The sequence below is a fragment of the Candidatus Endomicrobium procryptotermitis genome (genome assembly GCA_031279415.1).
In the GTDB taxonomy this organism is placed as follows: Bacteria; Elusimicrobiota; Endomicrobiia; order Endomicrobiales; family Endomicrobiaceae; genus Endomicrobium_B; species Endomicrobium_B procryptotermitis.
The window spans coordinates 26,281-49,857 of the sequence record JAITIP010000043.1 but is presented as its reverse complement, the minus strand read 5'-3'; the positions used below and the strand labels follow the sequence as shown (position 1 = coordinate 49,857).

Annotated in this window: 20 protein-coding genes; all 20 read left to right on the top strand. The window is 37.1% G+C overall.

Translation table 11 applies throughout. The features are described from left to right. The first annotated feature begins 57 nt into the window (after positions 1 to 57). Complete coding sequence (locus LBD46_08820) at positions 58 to 1,146, top strand: glycosyltransferase family 9 protein (GenBank protein MDR2427260.1); 1,089 nt, start codon at positions 58 to 60, stop codon at positions 1,144 to 1,146. Continuing rightward, positions 1,143 to 1,967: a glycosyltransferase family 2 protein gene (locus LBD46_08815; protein MDR2427259.1), complete on the top strand. Its 825-nt coding sequence runs from the start codon at positions 1,143 to 1,145 to the stop codon at positions 1,965 to 1,967. The genes LBD46_08820 and LBD46_08815 overlap by 4 nt, the downstream gene beginning before the upstream one ends. A 10-nt stretch (positions 1,968 to 1,977) precedes the next feature. Next, positions 1,978 to 2,940 carry a glycosyltransferase gene (locus LBD46_08810; protein ID MDR2427258.1) on the top strand — a complete coding sequence of 321 codons (963 nt, stop codon included), beginning with the start codon at positions 1,978 to 1,980 and terminating at the stop codon, positions 2,938 to 2,940. A gap of 528 nt (positions 2,941 to 3,468) precedes the next feature. Further along, the gene (locus tag LBD46_08805; protein MDR2427257.1) at positions 3,469 to 3,648 is read left to right on the top strand and encodes a hypothetical protein; all 180 of its coding nucleotides are present in this window, start codon (positions 3,469 to 3,471) and stop codon (positions 3,646 to 3,648) included. 44 nt (positions 3,649 to 3,692) lie between these two features. Then, on the top strand, positions 3,693 to 5,000 hold the full coding sequence (locus tag LBD46_08800; GenBank protein ID MDR2427256.1) for an aminotransferase class I/II-fold pyridoxal phosphate-dependent enzyme: 1,308 nt from the start codon (positions 3,693 to 3,695) through the stop codon (positions 4,998 to 5,000). 154 nt (positions 5,001 to 5,154) lie between these two features. After that, positions 5,155 to 5,976, top strand: coding sequence for a cyclase family protein (locus tag LBD46_08795; protein ID MDR2427255.1), 822 nt, complete (start codon positions 5,155 to 5,157; stop codon positions 5,974 to 5,976). Positions 5,977 to 6,146: 170 nt separating this feature from the next. Beyond that, positions 6,147 to 7,181, top strand: a complete 1,035-nt coding sequence (locus tag LBD46_08790; GenBank protein MDR2427254.1) for an ABC transporter substrate-binding protein — start codon at positions 6,147 to 6,149, stop codon at positions 7,179 to 7,181. A gap of 73 nt (positions 7,182 to 7,254) precedes the next feature. Beyond that, positions 7,255 to 8,250, top strand: coding sequence for an ABC transporter permease subunit (locus LBD46_08785; GenBank protein ID MDR2427253.1), 996 nt, complete (start codon positions 7,255 to 7,257; stop codon positions 8,248 to 8,250). After that, positions 8,247 to 9,029: an ABC transporter ATP-binding protein gene (locus tag LBD46_08780; GenBank protein MDR2427252.1), complete on the top strand. Its 783-nt coding sequence runs from the start codon at positions 8,247 to 8,249 to the stop codon at positions 9,027 to 9,029. The genes LBD46_08785 and LBD46_08780 overlap by 4 nt, the downstream gene beginning before the upstream one ends. A gap of 31 nt (positions 9,030 to 9,060) precedes the next feature. Beyond that, entirely contained in the window at positions 9,061 to 9,978 is a 918-nt protein-coding gene (locus tag LBD46_08775; GenBank protein ID MDR2427251.1) for an alpha/beta hydrolase, read from the top strand. Between the two features lie 121 nt (positions 9,979 to 10,099). Continuing rightward, entirely contained in the window at positions 10,100 to 11,590 is a 1,491-nt protein-coding gene (locus tag LBD46_08770) for a hypothetical protein (GenBank protein ID MDR2427250.1), read from the top strand. A 142-nt stretch (positions 11,591 to 11,732) separates the two neighbouring features. Further along, complete coding sequence (locus LBD46_08765) at positions 11,733 to 12,779, top strand: ABC transporter substrate-binding protein (GenBank protein ID MDR2427249.1); 1,047 nt, start codon at positions 11,733 to 11,735, stop codon at positions 12,777 to 12,779. A gap of 66 nt (positions 12,780 to 12,845) precedes the next feature. Continuing rightward, positions 12,846 to 14,321, top strand: coding sequence for a hypothetical protein (locus LBD46_08760; GenBank protein ID MDR2427248.1), 1,476 nt, complete (start codon positions 12,846 to 12,848; stop codon positions 14,319 to 14,321). A 318-nt stretch (positions 14,322 to 14,639) separates the two neighbouring features. Then, a complete protein-coding gene (locus tag LBD46_08755; protein MDR2427247.1) occupies positions 14,640 to 15,974 on the top strand; it encodes a hypothetical protein in 1,335 nt (444 codons plus the stop codon). 1,160 nt (positions 15,975 to 17,134) lie between these two features. After that, positions 17,135 to 18,184, top strand: a complete 1,050-nt coding sequence (locus tag LBD46_08750; GenBank protein MDR2427246.1) for a hypothetical protein — start codon at positions 17,135 to 17,137, stop codon at positions 18,182 to 18,184. 371 nt (positions 18,185 to 18,555) lie between these two features. Next, positions 18,556 to 19,746, top strand: coding sequence for a PLP-dependent aspartate aminotransferase family protein (locus LBD46_08745; protein ID MDR2427245.1), 1,191 nt, complete (start codon positions 18,556 to 18,558; stop codon positions 19,744 to 19,746). A gap of 245 nt (positions 19,747 to 19,991) precedes the next feature. Beyond that, complete coding sequence (locus tag LBD46_08740) at positions 19,992 to 20,336, top strand: hypothetical protein (GenBank protein ID MDR2427244.1); 345 nt, start codon at positions 19,992 to 19,994, stop codon at positions 20,334 to 20,336. Continuing rightward, a complete protein-coding gene (locus LBD46_08735) occupies positions 20,329 to 21,489 on the top strand; it encodes a PLP-dependent aspartate aminotransferase family protein (GenBank protein MDR2427243.1) in 1,161 nt (386 codons plus the stop codon). The genes LBD46_08740 and LBD46_08735 overlap by 8 nt, the downstream gene beginning before the upstream one ends. Positions 21,490 to 21,503: 14 nt before the next feature. Further along, positions 21,504 to 22,421, top strand: a complete 918-nt coding sequence (locus tag LBD46_08730) for a cysteine synthase family protein (GenBank protein MDR2427242.1) — start codon at positions 21,504 to 21,506, stop codon at positions 22,419 to 22,421. Between the two features lie 22 nt (positions 22,422 to 22,443). Further along, entirely contained in the window at positions 22,444 to 23,334 is an 891-nt protein-coding gene (locus LBD46_08725; GenBank protein MDR2427241.1) for a radical SAM protein, read from the top strand. The last annotated feature ends 243 nt before the right edge of the window (positions 23,335 to 23,577 follow it).

The window sequence follows — 23,577 nt, the reverse complement described above, 5'->3', positions numbered from 1 at the left end:
AATTGTTGCCTTGATATGACAGAGCAAGACATCAAGGGATAATTCCAAAAAATAACAATGAAAGAAAGAAAAATATTAGTCATATTAAATGCAAATCTTGGAGATTTCATTCTCGCAACTTCAGCGTTAAATCTTCTAAAAAAGAATGCAGAAAATTTAATCGTTTATGTTATAGCACAAAAAAGATTTAAACCATATATTGAAAACAATCCCGCGATAGATAATATTATTTACAACAATAATTTATTTTCTGTAGACAGTAAATGGTTGACAAGAAGGATATACGAAGCCATTTGGTTTATTAAAAATTTCATAAAATTAAAACTTCTTTCTTTTGATATATGCATATTTCTTGACAGTTCGCCTTTTTTAGCCCTCGCTGCAAATATTTTAAGAATAAAAACTATTGCAGGTCCTGCAACAAGATGGTGCGGATACGACAATCCTTTCCCAATACTAAAATATTTAACTCATACTGTAAAAATGAACAAAGATTCCGATAGAATTCATATGTCAGAAAGATACCAGACAATTATAAGAAGCATAATAAATACAAATAATATTGAACTTCCCATGCTGCCAAATACAAGCCATATAAAATCAAATACCGTTGAAACAGTAAAAAAAGATAAAAATAAAAAAATAATTTTTTGTTTTGAAGGAGAGGGCGGCTATAACAAATTTCCTTTCGATAATGCTGTAAATACAATTAATGCCATTTTAAAACATATTAAACCTTCAATTTATTTTGTAGGAACCGATAAAAATAATGAATATGCAATAAAAATTGCAGGTTCTGTTAATTATCATATAGTAAATTTATGCGGAAAAACTAATTTATATGAACTTAAAGAGATATTAGGAAATTCAGATTTGCTTATATCTGTAGATACCGGCATTGTCCATCTTGCTGCAGTTGAAAATATAAAAATTATATCTCTATATGGACGAGGTCTTCCTGATAATTCTGGACCTGTATCGTCAAAAGCTTACTCTTTTTATAGTAAAGAAATATGTTCACCATGCAATTTTAAGCGTGAGGCAGAAGGCTTTAAATGTCCTTGTCCTGACAATCCGATATGTCTTATAAATATTAATCCTTATGATATTGCAAATAAAGCCATAGAACTATTGGAGGAAAAGTGACCGCTCTGCCTTTAGTCTCAATAGTTATTGCAGCATATAACGGACAAATTTTTTTGAGAAAGCAGCTTGATTCCCTATTGTCACAGACTTATGAGAATATTGAAATTATAGCCTGTGACGATTGTTCCATAGATTCAACTCTTTCAATATTAAAATCATATCCATCCGTGATAATATTACAAAATGAGCAAAATATAGGTTTCGTAAAAACTTTTGAGAAAGTTATATCCGAAGCAAAAGGCGATTACATAGCTTTATGCGACCAGGACGACATATGGCTTCCCGAAAAAATAGAAACTCTTGTAAAAGAAATCGGCGATACCGTTTTAATTCATTCGGACGCTTATTTGATTGACGACAATGATAATATTATGTCAAATACATCAACATCAAAAGTAAAAAAATTTCTTCAAAACACAACTTTTGCCGATTATTTAAGAACAAATTCCGTTACAGGCTGCTCTGTAATGTTAAAGAAAGAACTCTTGCGATATGCCCTGCCTTTTCCACAACATACCCAATATCACGACTGGTGGCTTGCAATATGTGCTGCTAAAGTTGGAAAAATAAAATATTTAGATATACCCTTATTCAAATATAGAATGCACTCTTCTAATGCCTCTTTTACTTTTTACAAAAATAAACTGGACTTTATAAAACAATCAAGAAAATTTTATTCCGAAATTTTTAATAGGTTTAAAAGCTCTCTTTCTTTAAAAGAATTTATTCTTCTAAAGCTCTACGCATTGTACTTTTTTATATTTATTAGAATTCTTATTAAAATAGGACTCTTTTTCCCAAAAATAATGCGTAAAAGATAAGGATTGAAAAATGAAAACCTGTGCGGTAATAGTTTCTTTTAATTCAGATAAAGTTTTTAGGTGCTACGAATCCGTCAAAGAACAAGTCGATTTTGTTATCATTGTAGATAATGCGACTTCCGATGCAGACATAATTGCAAAATTAAAAATTCTTTCAGACGGCAACGACAAAGTGCAGCTTGTTTTAAGTCATAAAAATTTAGGCATTGCATGGGCACTAAATCAAGGCGTTAAATACGCCAAAGAAAAAAATTACTATTGGCTTTTGACATTAGACCAAGACAGCCAGCTTCCGCCCGAAACCGTAAAGAATATGAAGAGAAATTATGGAAAACTCCCAGACGGAGAAAAAGACAAAGCCGGCGTTTTGGGATGCAAATACGTTGAGAGACAATTTACAAAACTAGAAACCGACAATGAAAAAATACTTGTGGAAGCAGATTGCGGCTTAAAGAAATTTAACAGCGCTCAGTCCATGGAAAAAGACAATTCAAAGACTGTGCAAAAACCTCGCTTTTACCATAGAGATAAAATATTTAAAGAAAACAATTTAATGATAAATTCTGGGAATTTTATTAAAATGTCCGTATTTGAAAAAGCGGGCGGATTTTGCGAAAAACTTTTTATTGATTACGTTGACATAGAATTTTATTATAGAGTTTTAAAAGCGGGTTTTAAAAATTATGAAGCGCAAAATGTTTACATTATTCATGAATTTGGCAGCTCTCAAAAAAAATTTGGATTTCACATAACAAACCAGCCTCCATTCAGAAGGTATTATATAGCAAGAAATGGCATATATTTTTTTAAAAAATTTATGTTTACTTATCCTTATAGGGCGCTTAGAGTAATGTTCGGGGCGACCATGGGCGGTGCAATAAAAATTGCTCTTTTTGAAAAAGATAAAATAAAAAAATATAAATATATTTTACTTGGTATTAAAGACGCCTTGTTTAATAAAATGGAAAATTAAAGGAGTCTTCTTGAAATTGTTCTGAAAGTTCAAAATATCATGTAATCTTTCAATTTTGCAGCTTTATGATTTATCCCTGCCTCAATAATCAATCCCATCATCTGTCGGATTTATATACCACAAGCTTATATGTCAATTTTATATCCTCAAAAACAGCTATTATCAATAATTATTGATAAATCTATACATCTATTATATAGCAAAAAAGCAATTGTTTAAAATCTAAATACCACGACAAATAATTTTATATCTATTTTTTTACATATATTTTTTATAAAACATATATATATTAAAAAAATAATACTTGACAGAATAATAAATATTTTTTAAAATTATTTAAAATAAAACATATATAATTAATATGAATAATTTTAACACATTAAACTCCATCTCTATACACTTCTCACAAAACCTCATGCATTCATGTAGACGAATGCGCGGATAGTACTTTCTTTTTTTAACATTAGTTTATTTTTGTAATCACAGAGGTAAAGAACCGCCGGATTCAGTCCGCGAAAGAGGTATAAAATGGAAAATATAAAAACGACATATTATGAAGTTTTAAGAAACTATGCAATAAGCATTAAAAAAGAAAATTATAAAAAAATCGAAAGAAATTATGATATAAGTTCAATTTATTCTGGCGATATAGGAATCTTAATAGATGATTGTCTGAGAGTTTTCGCTTCGCTTGAATTGTTTAAATAAAAGCATATCAAAGGCACATTAAATAAAAAATAGGGGAATATAAAATGTCAGAAAATAAACAGAAATTTGATACTTTAAAAATAAGGGCCGGCTATAATCCGAAAGATCACAATTATGCCGTTTCCGTGCCTATTTATCAGACGACTTCTTATGATTTAGGCGGTACAGAAAGAGCAAACAGAATAGTAACATATCAGCAAGATGCCTGGCTTTACACGAGAATCAATAATCCGACTGTTGACGTTCTTGAAAAAAGAGCAGCAGCTTTAGACGGTGCGCCCGCCGCTCTTGCTTTATCTTCTGGAATGGCGGCCATAACTTATACATTATTTACTCTTGCGGAAAACGGCGGAAGAATACTTACAAGCCCATATCTTTACGGCGGTACTTTCGACAGTTATAAATCGATTCTTCCGCGTTTTGGAATTGAATTCGATTTTTCAAAAAATATAGAAAACATTCAAGAATTGGAAAAAGAAATAAAACCTAATACAAAAGCTGTTTTTGTGGAATCCATAAGTAATCCCAACAGTACACTTGTCGATATTTCCGCTTTGGCGGAACTTGCGCATAAACACAACATCCCTTTAATAGTAGATAATACTGTAGCTACCCCTTATTTATTTAATCCTTTCGAGCATGGAGCAGACATTGTCATCTATTCCGCGACAAAAGCTTTAAGCGGACATGGAAATGTTATAGCAGGGCTTATAGTAGATGGCGGAAAATTTAAATGGAGTAAAGAAAAATTCCCCCAGTTTCATAAGAAGCATTATACGCTCAGAGATGCCGGAGGCAGCAGCCGCTCATATCTCGAAGTTTTCGGTGATATAGCTTTTGTCGGAAAAGCAAGAATGGACTATTTGAATTATTTCGGTTCAGCCTTAAGCCCTTTTGATGCTTATCTTGTTTTAATAGGCATAGAAACCCTTTCGGAAAGAATAGAAAAACACATAGCAAACACAAAAAAGATACTTAAATATCTTGAAAAAAGCCCATATGTTGAAAAACTTAACCATCCAACGCTTCAATCAAGCCCATATAACGCACTTGCAAAAAAATATTTTCCTAAAGGAGCGGGTTCCATTTTGTCTTTTGAAATAAAAGGCGGACAGGAACGCGGCCAGAAATTTATAGACACTTTAAAAATATTTACTTATCTGGCAAATCTGGGAGATGCAAAATCGCTTATCATAGATCCGTTTAAAGTTACACATGGAGAACTTACCGATGACGATTTGGCTCTTGCAAAAATTCCGCTAAATCTTATACGACTTTCTATCGGTCTTGAAGATCCTGACGATTTAATTGCGGATTTGGAACAGGCTTTTCAAAAAACGGCACAATATTAAAGTAAAGGACAAATAAAATGCACAAAATAGAATTTAATAAAACAGGTATTTTTCGAATGCGACGCTCATTTTAAATAGCGCAAAAATAAATAATGGATAATTTTAACAATCAAAAAAACGCAAAATAGTTTGCGGACCTGCAGGAGAATAAAAAATGAAAATATTAAAATCATTAGCTGCCGCTGCGGCAATAGCGGCAATAGTTTTGACGCAGTCGTACGCTCAAACAAACAAAAATTTATGGCAGGAACTCGATTCGCTTAAATCCGATTATAACTGGGTGGATTTAAGTTTTGAAGTAAGTCCTGAGACTCCACACTGGCACGGATTTGATCCTTTGCTTGTGACAGCAAAATACACTTTTGAAAATACGGATGATTGGTTTGAGTCCTCACTTTACACACTGCCGGGTCAATATGGCACTCATACTGATTTTCCCGGCCATTTTGCCAAAGGGCATAAGCTGGCAAGCGATTATACCGATGTGAAAGAACTTGCTTATAAACTTATCATAATAGACAAATCAAAAGAAGCATCAAAAAATCCGGATTACGAACTTTCAAAACAAGACATTTTGGATTTTGAAAAACGCTATGGATTAATTCCCGAAGGTTCTTTTGTGGCTTTCAGAAGCGATTGGTCAAAACGCAGTGCAGCGGAATATGAAAATAAAGATAAAAAAGGTGTTTCGCATTATCCGGGTTGGTCGCTGGAAGCTTTGCAGTACCTTATAAAAGATAGAAATGTGGCGGTAATAGGCCATGAAACGCCTGACACTGATTCGGCGGTCGCAGGAGAAAAACTGGGTTTTGTAAAAGAGAGATACGTTTTACAAAATGACAGACTTAACGTCGAACTTTTAAGAAATTTAGATAAAGTTCCGCCTACGGGTTCAATCGTTTTTGTCACTTTTCCAAATATTAAAAACGGTACGGGTTTTACAAGCAGAGTTTTTGCCATAACGCCGAAAAAGTAAACATTTCCAGCCTTGCAGCAGGCAGACTTCATGAATGATTATAAAATCAGAAGTTTAGAAACTTAGTGAAAGGCAGGAAGTTGGTCTAGATTTTTTACAAAGATAAACGACATATAACGGAAATTTCCGTTATATGCCGGATTAAATCATAAACATAAAGGAGAGAAAGAATGAAAATGTTTAAATTTGCGGCAATACTTAGTGTTTGTATCGCGGTATTTTTCGGAGTTTTTACGGCATGCGCAAAAAAAGCGGATTCAAGGTTCCCTCACGGGACCATAGAAATTGAAGCTTTGGGCGGCGGTGCCTGCGGAACGCCTTTCTATATAGCTTATGAAAAAGGCTTTTTTGCCGATGAAGGGATAAATGCGGTACTTGTAAGCGGAACTTTTGAAACCAATAAAGCCGGTCTTGCAAGCGGAAAATACCCGATAGCAAATGGAGATTTCCAGTTTTTCCCATCAGTAAACGAAGGTCTGGACATAAAGATTATAGGAGGACTGCATCAAGGCTGTATAAAAGTATTGGTACCGAAGAATTCTCCGATTAAAAGCGCAAAAGATTTTAAAGGTAAAAGAATAGGAGTCGATGAGATCGGCGGAACGCCCATGGCGGTAACAAGCGTTGTTTTGGCAAATGCAAATATAGATCCAACTACAGGCGTGCAATGGCTTCCGTATCCTTTGGACCAAATTATTTCTGTAGCTGATAAAGGTGATCTTGATGTGGTAGCATTGTGGGATCCGTATGCGACGCTTGCCGAAAAGGCCGGATACCGCGTAATAACGGATATATCAACCGATCCGCTTTTTGCAGGCAAATACTGCTGTTTCCTCTACGCTTCTGGAAAACAAATCAGGGAACAGCCAAAACGTATAGCCGCAATTCTTACCGCTTTACAAAAAGCCTCCGATTGGGTAGCTGACAATCCCGAAGAAGCTGCAAAAATCGCTGTCGAAAAAGATTATCTGCCGGGCGACGATCCTGCACTTGTAGCCGAACTGCTTATAAGTTACAAGTACGGACATAAACATAATGTCATAAACAATGAGGATACTACAAAACAAGATGCGTATTATTTTACAGACGAATTAAAGAAAACGGGGTATCTGCCCAAAGATCTCAATACCAAAAAATTCATAGATGACACTTATGTAGACGTTTTTGAGCTTGCGGGCATTAAAAAACACGGCAGTTCGCATTAAAAAACAGAAATGCCGGCTTAAATTTAATTAGGCTGGTGGCAAACAAATCATTATTTGCCGTCGGTGGTTTATTTTGAAGAAAAAATTTAAAAAAGACATACCTTATTTTGACAACAGCATATTTTGGAAACCTCAATCCAAGTTTTGGTTTTTGTTTGCGGTTTTATCGTTTGCCGCGGCTTTGGCGTTTGATTATTTCATGCCTTTCAAACAAACTGTAAATCCTGCGCCTTACAGAATATTTTTGACAATTATGATCGTGTCGCTTACGATTTTATACATCGTTTCCTCAAAGTTTATTACTTTAAGAAGAAAATTGCTGCATAATGCGCAGTTCATATTTGCGACCGGAATAGCGCTTGCCGTATGGGATTTTTTGACGGCAAAGAGCGGAATTTTTCCACTCCCTTTTTTTCCGGGACCGCTTCAGATAACGGACGTTATGGTGAAAGATTATAAAATGCTTTTGATAAGCGCATTGTTTTCCACGCGTCTGTTTTTTGTGGGTCTTATAGTCGGCAGCATTTCGGGAATATTTACCGGAATTTTAATCGGATGGTTTTGCCAGTGGGATTACTGGCTTTCTCCGGTAATAAAAATCAGCGGAGTGATTCCGGCAGTAGCGTGGATACCGATTGCGATTGCGGTTTTTCCAAACAGTTTTTCAAGCGGGGTATTTCTTATTTTCATAGCTTCGTGGTTTATGGTTTCTTTCATGACGGCGGGTGGAATATCGTCAACGCCGAAAAGTTATTTCGAAGTTGCAAAAACTTTAGGCGCTAGTGAAAAATATTTATTGTTTCACATAGCTATTCCGAACGCCGTACCAAATATTTTTATGGGAATTCTTACGGCTACGAGTTTATGTTTTGCAACATTGGTCGTTTCGGAGATGATAGGCGCAAAAGCGGGACTCGGCTGGTATATAAATTGGGCTAAAGGATGGTCAGTTTATTCCAAAGTGTACGCCGCGATAATAATTATGGCCGTTTCCTTTTCCATAATTTTAGCTGCCATAGGAATAGTTAGAAATTATTTGCTGCGCTGGCAGAAAGGTATTTTAAAATGAGCGAATCCATAATAACGATTAAAGACGTAAACCGCATATACAGAGATTCTTTCGGGCATAAAGTATATGCTCTCAGAAACGTAAGTCTTGAACTTTATTCAGGCGAGTTTATCTCTTTCATAGGACCATCCGGCTGCGGAAAAACTACCTTATTGCGTCTCATTGCCGGACTTGACGGACCTCAGTCCGGAAGGTTGAGCATTCAGGGAAACGTAATCGAAAAACCCGACCATGAACGCGGATACATTTTTCAGCAGCCCACGCTTTTTCCTTGGAAAACTGTAGAAGAAAACGCCGCCATAGGGCTGAAAGCGCGCGGAGTGTACAAAGAAAACAAAGATAAAATCGGCGAATATATAAAAATGATAGGGCTGGACGGTTTTGAAAAGTCATACCCACATGAAATTTCAGGAGGGATGGCGCAGCGCGTTGCGATTATAAGAGCGCTGATAAACGAGCCGAAAATTCTTCTTCTTGATGAGCCGCTTGCTGCTTTAGATGCCTTTAAACGCATAGAAATGCAGACGCTTCTTATAAAAATATGGAAGACCATGAAAACTACTATGGCTTTCGTAACGCATGACGTTGATGAAGCCATAGCACTCAGCCAAAGAATAGTCATCATGACATCAAGGCCCGGAAAAATAAGAAAAATCATAGACGTAAAATTGGGCGACCACAGGGATAGAAACAACGACGCGTTTATATCTTTGAGAAAAATTATTCTCGAAGAGCTGCATCTGGCTTCCATTATTCCTGAACCGGAATACAGCATTTGATACAGATAAAAAAAATAAAAAGGATAAAACAATGAAAATATTAAAATTATTAACATCAGCCATTTTTTCGGCAATACTTTTTTTTACCGTATTTACCAATGCGTATGCGCAGGACAACGCTGCAATTTATGAACCGCAGTACAATTTTGCGAAATTAAACACCGGAATAAATATAGCATACGTAACTTTGGGAGATAAAAAAAATACGCCCGTAGTTTTAATTCACGGTGTGACAGACACTTATCTTTCTTTTTCACAGGCTGCACCGATTTTGGAAAAATCCGGATTTTACGTAATAGTTCCCGAACTGCGCGGACATGGCAAAAGCGATAAACCAAAAAAAGGTTTTTATACAACGCAGCAGCATGCAGCAGACATAAACGCTTTGCTGGACAAACTTGAAATAAAAAAAGCGCATATAGCAGGACATTCTTTGGGAAGTTTCGTAGCGCAGAGCCTTGCGGCTGCAAATCCCGATAAAGTTTCTTCACTTATTTTAATAGGTTCCACAGCATCTTTGGAAGGAAATGAAACTCTGGCTTGGCTGCTTGAAGGCGATGAAAAATTTCCGGGAATAAACAAACTAAAATCGTTTTCCGACGATTTTCTTGTGGATTGGACTGCATCTTCGAATTATGATCCTGTTTTTATCAAAAAAACTTTTGAAAACGCAAAAAAGCTTCCGCTTTACGCATGGGTAAACGCTTTTAACGGAATTGTCGTAAATAGAGAAAATCTTTCCAAAATAAAAGTTCCAACGGCAATTATCTGGGGAACACAGGATACTTTCTTTACGATTAAAGACCAGCTTAATCTCATAGAAAATCTTGGTTCGGATTATATAGTATTTATAAAAAAAGAAGGTGCAAGCCACAACACGCATTGGGAAAACAGACTCGGTGAAGAAGTCGCCGGCGATATTGCAAATTTTATTAAGACGGCCAAATAAAAATTTAAGACGCGCTGGTATTGGGTCATATTTAACAAAAGGGGTTTTAGGAAATGGATATTAACTAACAGCTTTTAATTGTAAATTACAAAAGAAAATCTACAATTAAAAGGGGATTAAGATGTCAAAAGTTAATTTAAAAGCTGCGGAAGTACAAGTGCGCGAAAATAGGCTTGGGTCCATCACGGGGTTTGAAGGAACGGCAAAAGAGCTTGTAAACAGTGCCAGAAAAGGAATTTTAGAGGATAAAAATAGATCTTTTAGCCAGTGCCTCGGCTGTTCAACGTCAAATGCAGCATGTACGACAATTTTGATTCAGGATGCAGTAACCATAAGTCATGGACCCGTCGGCTGCGCCGGATGTCTTCAGGAATATGCATTTACCTACAGGGTAAACGGATATTTAAGAGGCATTAAAAATCCTATGCAGAGAAGAATTTTCAGCACCAATATGGAAGAGTCCGACACGGTTTACGGCGGAAATCAAAAACTCGCTTCGGCAATCAGGGAAGTTTACAGCCGCGTAAAACCGAACGCCATTTTTATAATCACTACATGTGCGGCAGGGATAATCGGCGACGATGTCGGTGGAATAGCGGACGAAGCTGAAGCAGAACTCGGCATTCCCGTAATCGCTATTTTTTGCGAAGGGTTCCGTTCCAAAATATGGACTTCTGGCTTTGACGCAGGCTATCACGGCATAGCAAGAAAACTGATTAAAAAAACAGATAGAAAACAGCCTGACTTGATAAATATAGTAAATTTCTGGGGTTCGGATATTTTTGCAAAATGGTTTGAAAAACTCGGGCTGCGCGCACATTATCTTACACCGTACTCGACGGTAGCGCAAATCGGAGAATCTTCGCAAGCAAGAGCTACCATACAAATATGTTCGACGCTCGGTTCTTATCTTGCGGCTGCGCTTGAACAGGAGTACGGAATTCCGGAGATAAGAATTTCCCCTCCATATGGGATTGAACAGACGGACAGATGGTTTAGGGAACTCGGAAAAATGACCGAAAAAGAAAAAGAAGCAGAAATTTTTCTTAAAGAGCAAAAAGAAAAATGGATTCCGGAAATCGAAAAAATAAGAGTCAGCCTCAAAGGTAAAACAGCATATGTTACTGCAGGAGCTTCGCATGGACATTCGCTGCTTGCACTGTTAAAAGAGTTAGGCATGCAGACTAAAGGTGCGGCTATCTTTCATCACGACCCGTTATACGACAATGAAGCCGAATCGTCCGACACTTTGCAGAATATCGTAAACGATTACGGCGACATAGAAAATTATAACGTATGCAATAAGCAGGAATTTGAGCTTGTAAATATATTAAATAGAATAAAGCCCGACATTCTTTTGGCGCGTCACGGCGGAATGACTTTATGGGGTGCAAAACTCGGCATACCATCGCTTTTGATAGGCGATGAACATTATGGAATGGGATATGAAGGAATAGTGAAATACGGCACAAGAATTTTAGAAACAATCGAAAATGACGAGTTTGTAAAAAATCTGGAAAAACACGTTCACAATCCGTACTCAAAATGGTGGTTTCAACAGAATCCATACTTGTTTTTGGGAAATAACAAAGATACCGATAATACCAAATGAGGATAATGAAGAACGTAAAAAAGGAAAACATGTCAAAAATTATTAAATTCTTTAATATTGAAAATATCCGAATGCGAAGCTTTGCATTTTTGTGTAATTGCGCAGCACATATTTTCAATAATAAAAACAAAGGATAATAATAATGAATAATAAAATAATAAGAACATTTTTGGCATTTGTTCTGTGTTTAAGCATAAGCGCGTTGTCATCATGTCAGAGTAAGACTGAAGCAGAAGCATACAAAAAAAAATTTCCTCTAGGGAAAGCAAAAATAAGGGCGATAGCTGAAATTTCGAGTGCTGCATGTGATTCCCCGATTTTTATCGCATATGAAAAAGGGTTTTTTGCCGATGAAGGTATAGATGTGGAACTTGTGGCTGGCGACGCTGAAGTTACAAAAGCCGGACTGCAAAAAAACGAATTTCCAGTAGCTACAGAAGCTTTTGGATATTTTATAAGCATATATCAGGGACTGGATATTAAAGTAGTGGCAGGGACGCATAAAGGCTGTGTTAAACTTCTTACTGCACCTAACTCTCCGTACAATACCGTAAGCGACTTAAAAAAAGTTAAGGGAAGAAAGTTAAACATCGGACTTTCCGAAGCCGTCGGAAGCGCGGACCATATATACGCCAGCATTATTTTCAAAAAATATGGAATCGATCCGGTGAAAGACGTGGAATGGCTTGTTTTCCCGCCGGACACGTATAATCTTGTATATGAAAAAAATAAGCTTGATGCTTTTGTCTCATGGGATCCTTTTGCAATTTTGGCGGTAAAAAAAGAGGGATATAAACTTTTGTCGGATCAGGCTACCGACCCAGTTTTAAACGATGCATACTGCTGTTTCCTCTACGCTCCGACAAAGCTGATTAATGAAAAGCCGGAATTGATAAGAGGTCTCGTAAAAGCTTACAGAAAGGGCGCGGACTATATAGCTGCAAATCCTGAAGAAGCAGCCAAAATAGATATAGACAAAAAATATATTTCCACAGACCAAAATGAAATTATAAAAGATTTGTTGGTTTCATACACTTATGATGCTCATCATCATAACGGTAAAAAACAGCATTCTACGAAAGACGACATAAGATTTTACGTAACCGAAATAAAAGCCCTCGGATACTTGCCGGCAGATTTGGATGTCGAAGAGTTTGTAAATAAAATCTATTATGATGATATTCATTGATGTAAGGTTGGTAAACATGACAAGGAATATTAAATAAAATAACCGACGGCATACAAGAGGTGTTTTATGAGCAAAATAAATTTAAACGCTGCGGAAGTGCAGGTAAGAGAAAACCGTCTGGGATCTATTACAGGTTTTGGCGGGACAGCAGAAGAGCTTGTAACGCAGGCAAGAAATGGGACGCTTGAAGATAAAAAAAGAAGTTTCAGCCAATGCAACGGCTGTTCCACGATGATTGCAGCTTGTACGGTTTCTTTAATTCAGGACGGCGTAGTTATCAGTCATGGTCCTGTAGGCTGTACGGGCTGTCTTACTATGTTTTCTTTTACTTATAAAGTTAACTCAGACGTAAGAAACAATATTGAAAGTCATGGCAACAGGCGTATTTTTACTACTAATATGGAAGAATCGGACACGGTTTACGGAGGTAATGTCAAACTGGCCGCTTCAATAAAAGAAGTGTACGAAAGAATAAAACCAAACGTAATTTTTATAATTACCACTTGTGCTTCGGGCATTATCGGAGATGACGTAGCAGGAATAGCCGACGAAACCGAACGAAAAATAGGCATACCAGTAGTGCCGATTTTTTGCGAAGGGTTCCGTTCTAAAATATGGACTTCGGGCTTTGATGCTGGTTATCACGCGATAGCCAGAAAACTTATCAAAAAAACAGATACAAAGCAAAACGATTTGGTAAACATTATAAACTTCTGGGGTTCGGACGTTTTTACTCAATGGTTTAAGCGGCTGGGATTGCGGCCGAATTATCTTACGCCGTACTCTACAGTAAAAAGTATCGGAACCTCGTCACAGGCAATAGCTACGGTTCAAATATGTCCGACGCTTGGTTCTTATTTTGCCGCAGCTCTGGAACAGGAGTACGGAGTTCCTGAAATCAGAGTGGCTCCGCCTTACGGCATAAAACAGACGGACAACTGGTTTCGCGCTTTAGGCAAAATAACTGGAAAAGAAAAAGAGTCCGAACAATTTATAAAAGAGGAAAAAGAAAGATGGGTACCAGAACTTGAAAAAATAAAAGAAAAACTTAAAGGTAAAACTGCCTACGTCACTACGGGAGCGGCTCACGGGCATTCGCTGCTTGCGATTTTAAAAGAGCTCGGCATAGAACCTATAGGAGCGGCAATGTTTCATCATGACCCGATTTATGACAATGAAAGTGTTGCCTGCGATGTGCTGCAAAATACAGTAAACAATCACGGCGATATTCCCAATTACAATGTCTGCAATAAACAGGAGTTTGAGCTGGTAAACATTTTAAACAGAGTTCGTCCGGACATACTGCTTGCAAGACACGGAGGACTTACTCTGTGGGGAGCAAAACTCGGAATACCTTCGCTGTTAATAGAAGACGAACATTTTGCCATGGGATATGAAGGAATAGTCAATTACGGAAAAAGGATTTTCGAAACCATAGAAAACGACGAGTTTGTAAAAAATCTGGAAAAACATACAATTAATCCATACTCGAAATGGTGGTTCGAACAGACAAATCCATATTATTTTTTGGGGCAAGAGTAAAGACATAAGCTGAGAAATTAGGTAATACCAAAGTAAAAATTGGACACATAGATAACTGCTATAGATGATACTAAGAATTTCCGTCTGCTAAGGTTTTGTCCTAGCAGGGTTGAGATGGCATGCAGGAAAGAAAGTTGACAACAGCCTCGTTTGCCATTCTGTGCAAAATCGCAGAATCTGTTGCTGCCATTCTAATTTTCCGTCTCTCTGCAAGGACTGCTGTCTGCAGGATTGCTGGGCATGTATCTAAGCAAAAATAAAGCATAAGGACTATTGATGCGGTTCTTATCATTGAAACATAAAAAGGGGTAACAAAAAATGTCAAAACTTATTGAACAGCAAAGATTTATGTGTGCTATAGGAGGAATGCAGACTGTAGTGGCAATACCTAAAGCCGTGCCAATACTTCATTCCGGGCCGGGTTGTGGAACTATGGTTCAGGGATTTTTTGAAAGGTCAACAGGTTATGCAGGGGGAAGCACTTCGCCCTGCTCTAATTTTACCGAAAGTGAGGTCGTTTTTGGCGGCGAGGAAAAACTTAAAAAGATTATTAACAATACATATAAAGTTCTTGATACGCAGCTGCAGGTGGTGCTTACAGGCTGCACTTCTGCAATAGTCGGCGATGATGTGAACTCCGTAGTAAAAGAATTTGCCGACGATGGAAAGCCTGTCGTTTATGTTGACACCGCAGGTTTTAAATATACGAACTATCAATCGCACAGCCTTGTAGTAAACGCCATAGTAGACCAATATATAGACAAAGTCTATGATAAAACTGTGCAGAAACAAAAAAAACTTGTCAATGTTTTTGCTTCACTTCCGTACCAAGACCCGTTTTGGAAAGGAAATCTCGAAGAAATAAAACGGCTGATTGAAGGCATAGGCTTAAAAGCAAATATTTTGTTCGGACCTTATTCTAAAGGCATAGCCGAATGGAAAACAATTCCGCATGCATTGTTTAACATTTTGATTTCGCCTTGGTACGGCGCGGAAATAACCGAAAATTTAAAATCTAAATACAATCAGCCTTATTTTCAATTTCCATACTTCCCGATAGGTTCAAATGAAACGACAAAATTTTTAAAAGAACTGCTTGCCTACTCTTTGCAGGCAGGCACAGAACTTGACGAACAAAAAGCAAATGATTTCATTCTACGCGAAGAAAAAGCATTTTACGAAGAAATAGACAATCTGGCAACTTTTTTACTCGAATTCAGATACGGACTGCCAAACTATTTCCATATTTTAAGCGATAGCGGATACGTTTTGGGAGCTGCAAAATTTCTGCTTCACGAAGTAGGACTTGTCCCAAAAGAACTTTTTATTATGGAACAAACTCCCGAAGAACAACATCAAAAAATCTTGGATATAGCTTCGACGATTTCCAATAAAAAGAAAATAGAAATATATTTTGAGCCTGACGGTGGAACAGCACAGGAAATTATACGCAAAGCAAATCATAACGGACGCGGCGCGCTTTTAGGCGGCGCTTGGGACAAAGAGCTGGCTAAAGAAAAACAGTTTGATTTTATATCCATAGGACACCCTTCGACATACAGACTTATCCTTACGACGCCTTATATAGGCTACAAAGGCGGCTTGAGATTAATCGAAGACATCTATAATGCCGCTCTTGCAGCATACGCATAATGACAAAGTTCAAATAACAAAACAAAACGGAACCTCCGCAAATCAAACCGCATGGAGGTTCTGTTCTCTGACTTAAGCGATTAGCTTCTTGCACAGAAAAAAATATATTTATTCCCTTTTTTAAAACCTGTCCATGTTTTTCATAAATTTATTTTTCTGTCAACATTTCAATATCGGCTAAATCTTTTGTTCTGCATCTTTTGAAAAATATTTTATATCATTGCCGAAACGCTTTTGCGAAAAAGCTATATTTTTGCAATGTTTTATTATATTTTTTATTATGGCTATATCCTTTGAAAAATCAACCATAAATTTCAATCAAATCCTTTTTTATTGATTTTTTAAAGCTATTGTCAATTCCTTTAGTGGTAACTATATCGATTTGCTTCCCAAAAATTTTATTTATATCAATAAAATTGCGATAATTATAAAAGCGTTTTTATATTTCCTTTTTCTATGCAAATATCAATTTTGTAAAAATATTCCAACTTTTTATTAGTTATCTTTTCCTTTCATGTGTTTTGCCTGATGAACAGGCATACAGACGTTTGATAATTTGAATAATTTATAATATGATGTCTCTATAAATCTTATTTTTATGAGATAAACGAATACTTGATAACGTCAAACCTTATTAAGGACAAAGCATTTTGTGCAAAGGGCAATCTTATAAAAAGGGAATTTTAAAATTTTTATGGGAGGGTATAAACTAAAAATGAACCTCAGCGTGCGGTATCAGTTGTCATTACTATCCCTAGTCGTAATCTGTTTTACCTTTCAGCTTGGATCCAAGATTACAACTCTCAGTGATGACGCTGTGCATCACTTGGATTCCCGCTAAAGACCTGCGGGAATGACAGCTAAGAGGTGACCTGTGGCAAGCCCGCGGCTATAGGGTTAATAATAAGAGGTTAAAATGAAAAAAATCGGTAAAATATTTTCTTTACTTCTTTGTGTCTGTTTATTTTTAAATTCATGTTCGACAAAATTGGTTTTTTTACCTAACAGGCTCGCACCGGAGAAAACGCCGGCATTGCAGGAGTAGTCATAAACAATTTCTTGAAGAAATTAAAACGCTCAATAAAATCTTATCGGATAAAGATATTCCCGAAAGCAAATATGAAGATATTTTAAACCGCCTTGAACTTTTAGGCAAACAAATGAAAATCTTTGAAAGCATTAAGTTTAATAGAAAAGAAATTTCTTTTACAGTCCCTGCCGAAAGTAAAACTACATTAAACTTCAACTCGTATTGTTTAAATCATGGCAGAGGCGCTCCTGCGGGAAAAGAACAGTTTGTGCTTAGGAAAAAATCTCCTGATATACCCCTTTATAAAGAAATTATGACATATACCAATTCTGGAAAAGAAATAGAAGCTGTCAATAAACAGCATCTGTTATGGAATTTGCAAAATAATGTTAAATTTGAAGACCTTCCGACACATCAGCAGGCTTTTCTTTTGAAAATGGACACTATGTCTTATATGAAAGTGAACAATTTAATTAAGTCTGAAGTAAAGTCTCAGCTGACGAAGTTTGCAAAAACGCAGGTGTCTTTGTACAATCAAGTCAAAGATGCTGTTGCTCTGGTAAAGGGCAACGCCCATACCTATGAAGAGTATGTAAAAAATATCGAAAACATTGCCGTAAAAGCAAAACTTATAGACAATACCGCTCCTATCAAAGCTGACGGCTATGATGTTTTTACCCAAACTTTAAGTTCAGATTATTCCAGTACAAAAATAATATTTATTAATATTAATCAATATCCGATAGCAATAGACTGTACGGCGTTTTTAGACCCTTTCCATCCGATACTGCCTATAGAATTTGATTTCCCAAAGTTTTTTGAAGAACATGAAAAGTATGAAGATGAGATTCTGAGCGAATTGGATAAATTGTTTTTTACTTTATACAACATTGGTGTTTTAGTATCAGGAAAAGATAATACAGGTGACTTTAAGTCATTTTATGATAACCTTAAAGATAATAAGGAAACGATATTTTATTTTTTCTTGGATGGTGCAAGAGCTTGGAAAGTAAAAACTGATAGATTTGGCAAGAATAGTGAAGATAGTGAGAATGATGCATTTAGACATACTGTTTGGAGCGCTTTGATGACATGGCATATAGGCTGGGAAAAACGTGTCTTATTTCACTTCTTACACCATTCATTTATTTTTTCTTTACCTATTCTATTGCCTTATTAATTTAGTTTTTTTTAACTGCATTATACAACTCTTGGGATCTGTTTTTGTTTTCACGGCTTATTGCCCCTTCACCACGCAATTCCATTAATCGCTATTCCTTTGTTTAGCACTACTGCTATTTTGTTATGTTCTGCTTCCTTGAATTTTTATTATCCACACAGACGGCTTTCTTTTCAATAAAAAACGACACTGCCTGCGGCAACGACTTCCTTTGTCTTTAAAAACTTAACAACAAGCAATAGAGGTTTGCTTTCACAAACAACAGTAAGTGTTGCATTAGCAAGTTGAATTTGGGATATTCATTTACTTGACAATAAATTAATAATATCATATTATTTAAATATTACATATATGTTTACTAAGGTATTTATATGACTATAAAAAATTATGGTAAAGAATTCGGGATTCATACAAGAGCGGTACATGCGGGCAATGATGTTGACAAAGATACAAAAGCTGTGAAGCGTCCCATTACTATGGCAAACAGTTATGAACTTCCGTATGACCCGACAGATATAAACTGGAGCGATGCGGGACAAAATTTATATACCCGAAACGGCGGCGCAAATCAGCAGTATCTGCAGGAAAAAATTTCGGCTTTTGAAAATGCCGAAGACACCATAGTTTTTGCAAGCGGCGCAGGGGCTTTGTCAGGATTGTTTTTTTCCCTTTTAACAAGCGGCGATCATGTCATTTTTTCAAGCATAACATATATAGCGGTTTACAGACTGTTAAATGAATTATTCAACAATAAATTTAAAATTGAAACTTCCATCATAGACACATCAGATTTGGAGGCCGTACACGCTGCAGTAAAACCTAATACCAAACTTATACACATCGAAACGCCCGGAAATCCGACGCTTTCCATTTCCGATATAAAAGCCATTGCAAAAATAGCTCATAAAAACAACTCTTTGCTTTCCGTGGACAATACTTTAGCTTCCCCATATAATCAAAGACCGCTGGAATTGGGCGCAGATTTTTCCATAGAAAGCCTTACAAAATATATCAACGGACACGGCGACGCTATGGGCGGAAGCATCAGCGGCAGAAAAGAATATTTGGATATTATACGCAAGCAGTCGCAGGTAAATCTTGGCGCAACGATAAGCCCTTTTAACGCTTGGCTTATCATGAGAGGAGCGTCAACTTTTCCTTTGAGAATGAAACAACACAACGAAAATGCTTTAAAAATCGCACAGTTTATTGAAAATCATCCATCAGTAAGCTTCGTTTCTTATCCGGGATTAAAAAGCCACAGAGGAAACAAAATCGCCGCGGCACAAATGAGTCCGGGATTTGGCGGCCTTTTGTCTTTTGCTTTAAAAGCGGACCACGATGTGCATAATAAATTCGTAAGCAACCTGCATGTCATAACCTCTGCGGTATCTTTAGGGCATGACACAAGCCTTATAGTTTATCTGGGAAAAAATGACGAAAGGCAGTATCTTTATCCTCCTGAATTCCATAATGGTTTTTTTCGTTTCAGCGCGGGAATAGAAGACGCAGAAGATATTATCAAAGACATAGAACAAGCCATCGTCAAAAGCGGAATTTAAACCACTATTACGAAAAAAGGCAAAAGAGTGGTTTTGCCAAAACAAAACCGTAACGAACATCCGCGCAGTTTGCTGTGCAGTATCAGTTGTCATTGCGGCCTCCAAGCCAGAATCCATTTTTAAACTTGTATTCCCATTTTCGCGGTAATGACAACTATGTTCCCCGCAGCAAGCTGCGGTGTATAGGGTTAATAATTGAAATAGGATGCTCAAAGCAAAAAAACAAAAGAATAAAAAGGGGTTTTATGTTTAAGAAAGTTGCATTTGCGTCTTTATATGGAACAGAAGTTGACCAGCATTTTGGAATGGCGGACATGTTTTATATTTATGAAATCAATGGAGACAACGTCGTTTTATCTGAAAAAAGAAGGTTCGAACGAAATGCCGAACGATGTCACAATGATGAAAATTTTGCAAAAGTATATGAACTGCTGAAAGACTGCGATGCAGTTTTCTCGGCAAAAATAGGACAAAGCGCAGCGGAATACATGATAAAAAAGAATTTAAGAGTATTTGAAATAAATGCAAAAATAATTGAAGTTCTAGATTCAATAATAGAAGAAAACAAAAAGGAAAAAACAAATGGCTAAAAACATAAATACGTTATTGATTCACGGCGGAATAAGCGAAGATGAAACTACAGGAGCTGTAAGCATACCGATTTATCAGACGACTACTTTCAGGCAGACGGAACTCGGAAAAACCAAAGCGGGCTACGAGTACGGGCGTTCAGGAAACCCGACGAGAAAAGCTCTCGAAGCGCTTATAGCAGAACTTGAAGAAGGCGTCGAAGGTTTTGCTTTTGCCTCAGGTCTTGCCGCATTGACTACAGTAATCATGCTTTTTAAAAGCGGCGATAAATTTCTTATTTCGCAAAACGTGTACGGCGGGACGTTTAGAATTTTGGACAAAATATTTAAAAATTTTGGCGTTTCATACGAAATAGTGGACACTACCGATTTAAAAATTTTCGAAGAAAAACTTAAAGAAGACAAAAATGTCAAAGGTGCGGTAATCGAAACGCCGGCAAATCCGCTTCTAACCATAACCGATATTAAAGCGGCTGCCGAAATAGCAAAAAAGTACGGCGTACTCACGATAGTCGATAATACTTTTATGACGCCATATCTTCAAAAACCGCTTCTTTTGGGAGCTGACATTATCATACACAGTGCAACGAAATATCTCGGAGGCCACAGCGACGTTATTTCAGGGCTTGCCGTAGTAAAAGACAAAGAGTTGTCAGAAAGGCTTAAATTTTTCCAAAATGCCGCAGGTTCTATACTTGAGCCTTTTGATTCGTGGCTTTTAATGCGCGGCATAAAGACGCTTGGCGTGAGAATTGACAGACATATTGAAAACGCACAATACGCCGCGGATTTTTTAAAAAGTTCTGGAAGTGCTGAAAAAGTGTTTTTCCCGGGTTTCAAAGATTTTCAAGGATACGAAATTCATAACAGACAGGCGGCGGGTGCAGGCGGCATGGTTTCTTTTCTTCTGTCAAAAGAACACAACCTAAACGATTTTGTAAAAAATCTTAAAACTATAGCTTTTGCCGAAAGTCTCGGCGGAGTAGAATCTCTTATATGCCACCCGGCAAGCATGACGCATGCAAGCATCCCTAAAGAAATAAGAGAGGAAATAGGCATAACCGACAATCTTATACGACTGTCAGTAGGAATAGAAGATAAAAAGGATGTAGTTGAAGATTTGAAACAGGCATTTTTGAAAAGCAGAATTTAACGCGGGAACGAAATATGAAATATTATAATGATATAAGAGAATTAATCGGCAATACGCCGGTATTAAAATTAAACAATATGGATTTTCCAAAAAGTGTAAACGTTTTTGCCAAGCTTGAGCTTTTAAATCCCGGAGGAAGCGTAAAAGACCGAATGGGAACGGCAGTCATTTCGGCTGCCGAAAGAAACGGTTTTTTAAAACCGGGAAGCATTATAGTCGAAACGACTGCCGGAAACGCGGGGATAGGAATAGCTTTGGCCGCTATAGGAAAAGGATACAGAGTTATTTTTACTGTCCCGATGAAATTTTCACTTGAAAAACAGGCTATAATGCGCGCACTCGGAGCTGAAATAGTAAATACCCCGTATGAAAGAGGAATGCAGGGCGCTTTTGACAAAGCGGAAGAAATAGTAAAAAACAATAAAAATGCGGTATGCCTCGACCAGTTTAAAAATCCGGCAAATCCGCAAGTGCATTATGAAACCACCGGAAAAGAAATTTACGAAGATTTAGACGGAAAAATAGATTATCTGGTTTCCGGCGCCGGAAGCGGTGGAACCATAAGCGGAGTTTTAAGATATTTAAAATCAAAAAATAAAAACGTAAAAGGCGTGCTTGCCGATCCATACGGCTCGACAATGGGCGGCGGCGAAGCAGGCTGCTACGCGATTGAAGGCATAGGAAACACTTTTATGCCGAAAGCTTTCGACATATCGCTTATCGATGAGGTTATAAAAGTGGCCGACACTGAAGCTTTTGCCGAAATAAGAAAGTTGGCGGCAAAAGAGGGAGTTTTGGCGGGAACGTCAACAGGTGCCGCCTTAACGGCCGCAAGAAAAACCGCGGAAAAAATAAAAAGCGGAAATATAGTTGTAATTTTTTTTGACCGCGGCGACAGATATTTGTCAAAAAACATTTATGAAATCACTTAACGATTATTAAAGGAAAAAAAATATGCCGCTAGGTAAAGAAATTAAAAATAATACTCAGGACTTAAAAATAAGCCGGCTGCATCCGTGTTTTGGCGCGGCGGCACATAATAAGTATGGAAGGCTTCATCTTCCGGTAAGTCCTTCATGCAATATACAGTGCAGGTTTTGCAGCCGTACTTTGAATAAAACTGAAGAAAGACCGGGCGTTACGGGAGAAATTTTAAAACCCGAAGAAGCGCTCGGCATAGTAAATAAAGCTCTTGAGTTGTGTCCAGATATCACGGTTGTAGGAATAGCCGGACCCGGAGATACTCTTGCCACAGAAAATGCGTTAAAAGCTTTTGAGTTGGTAAACAAAGAACACCCGGAACTTATAAAATGTATAAGTACAAATGGACTGCTTCTTGCGCAAAAAGCACAGGATCTGCACGATGCGGGAGTGAGAAGCGTTACTGTCACGGTTAATGCGGTAAACCCCATAATACTCGATAAAATAGTTTCTCATATATTTTATAACGGCGTAAAACTTACGGGTATTACCGCAGCGGAAATTTTAATAGGCAGCCAGCTTGAAGGGATAGAAAAAATAAGCGCACTAGGTGCAGCGGTAAAAGTAAACACCGTGTTAATACCTGAAATAAACGGCGAACACATAGCGGAAATTTCAAAAACCGTAAAAGCAGCCGGCGCAAATATTTACAATATTATTCCACTCATACCGCAGGGCGAATTTAAAGATTTTAAAGCGCCGGACTGCGGCGATTTGGCAAAAGCCAGAAAAGCCGCGCACGATTTTATGGAAGTTTTTTATCATTGCAAACACTGCCGCGCAGATGCCTGTGGAATTCCTGGCAAAACCGATTTGTCATCAAAACTTTATGACAGACAGATGGAAACTTTTTCGCATGGATAAAATATGCAAAAAAATATCTGAAAAATCTCAGCAACAATATTTTCAAAACTATCGCAGACGCATACACGTTTGTGCATATCTTCTTATCGCACATTAACAAATCCAATCAAAATCGAATGCAGCAGGCAAACATTTTAACTTACGAATTTATAAAACATTAGATGGATAAAATGTTTGCCTTATCATAGTTTTACCGCTTAAAAAATAACAGAGAAAACAAAATGAATAAAATAGAATCGTTTA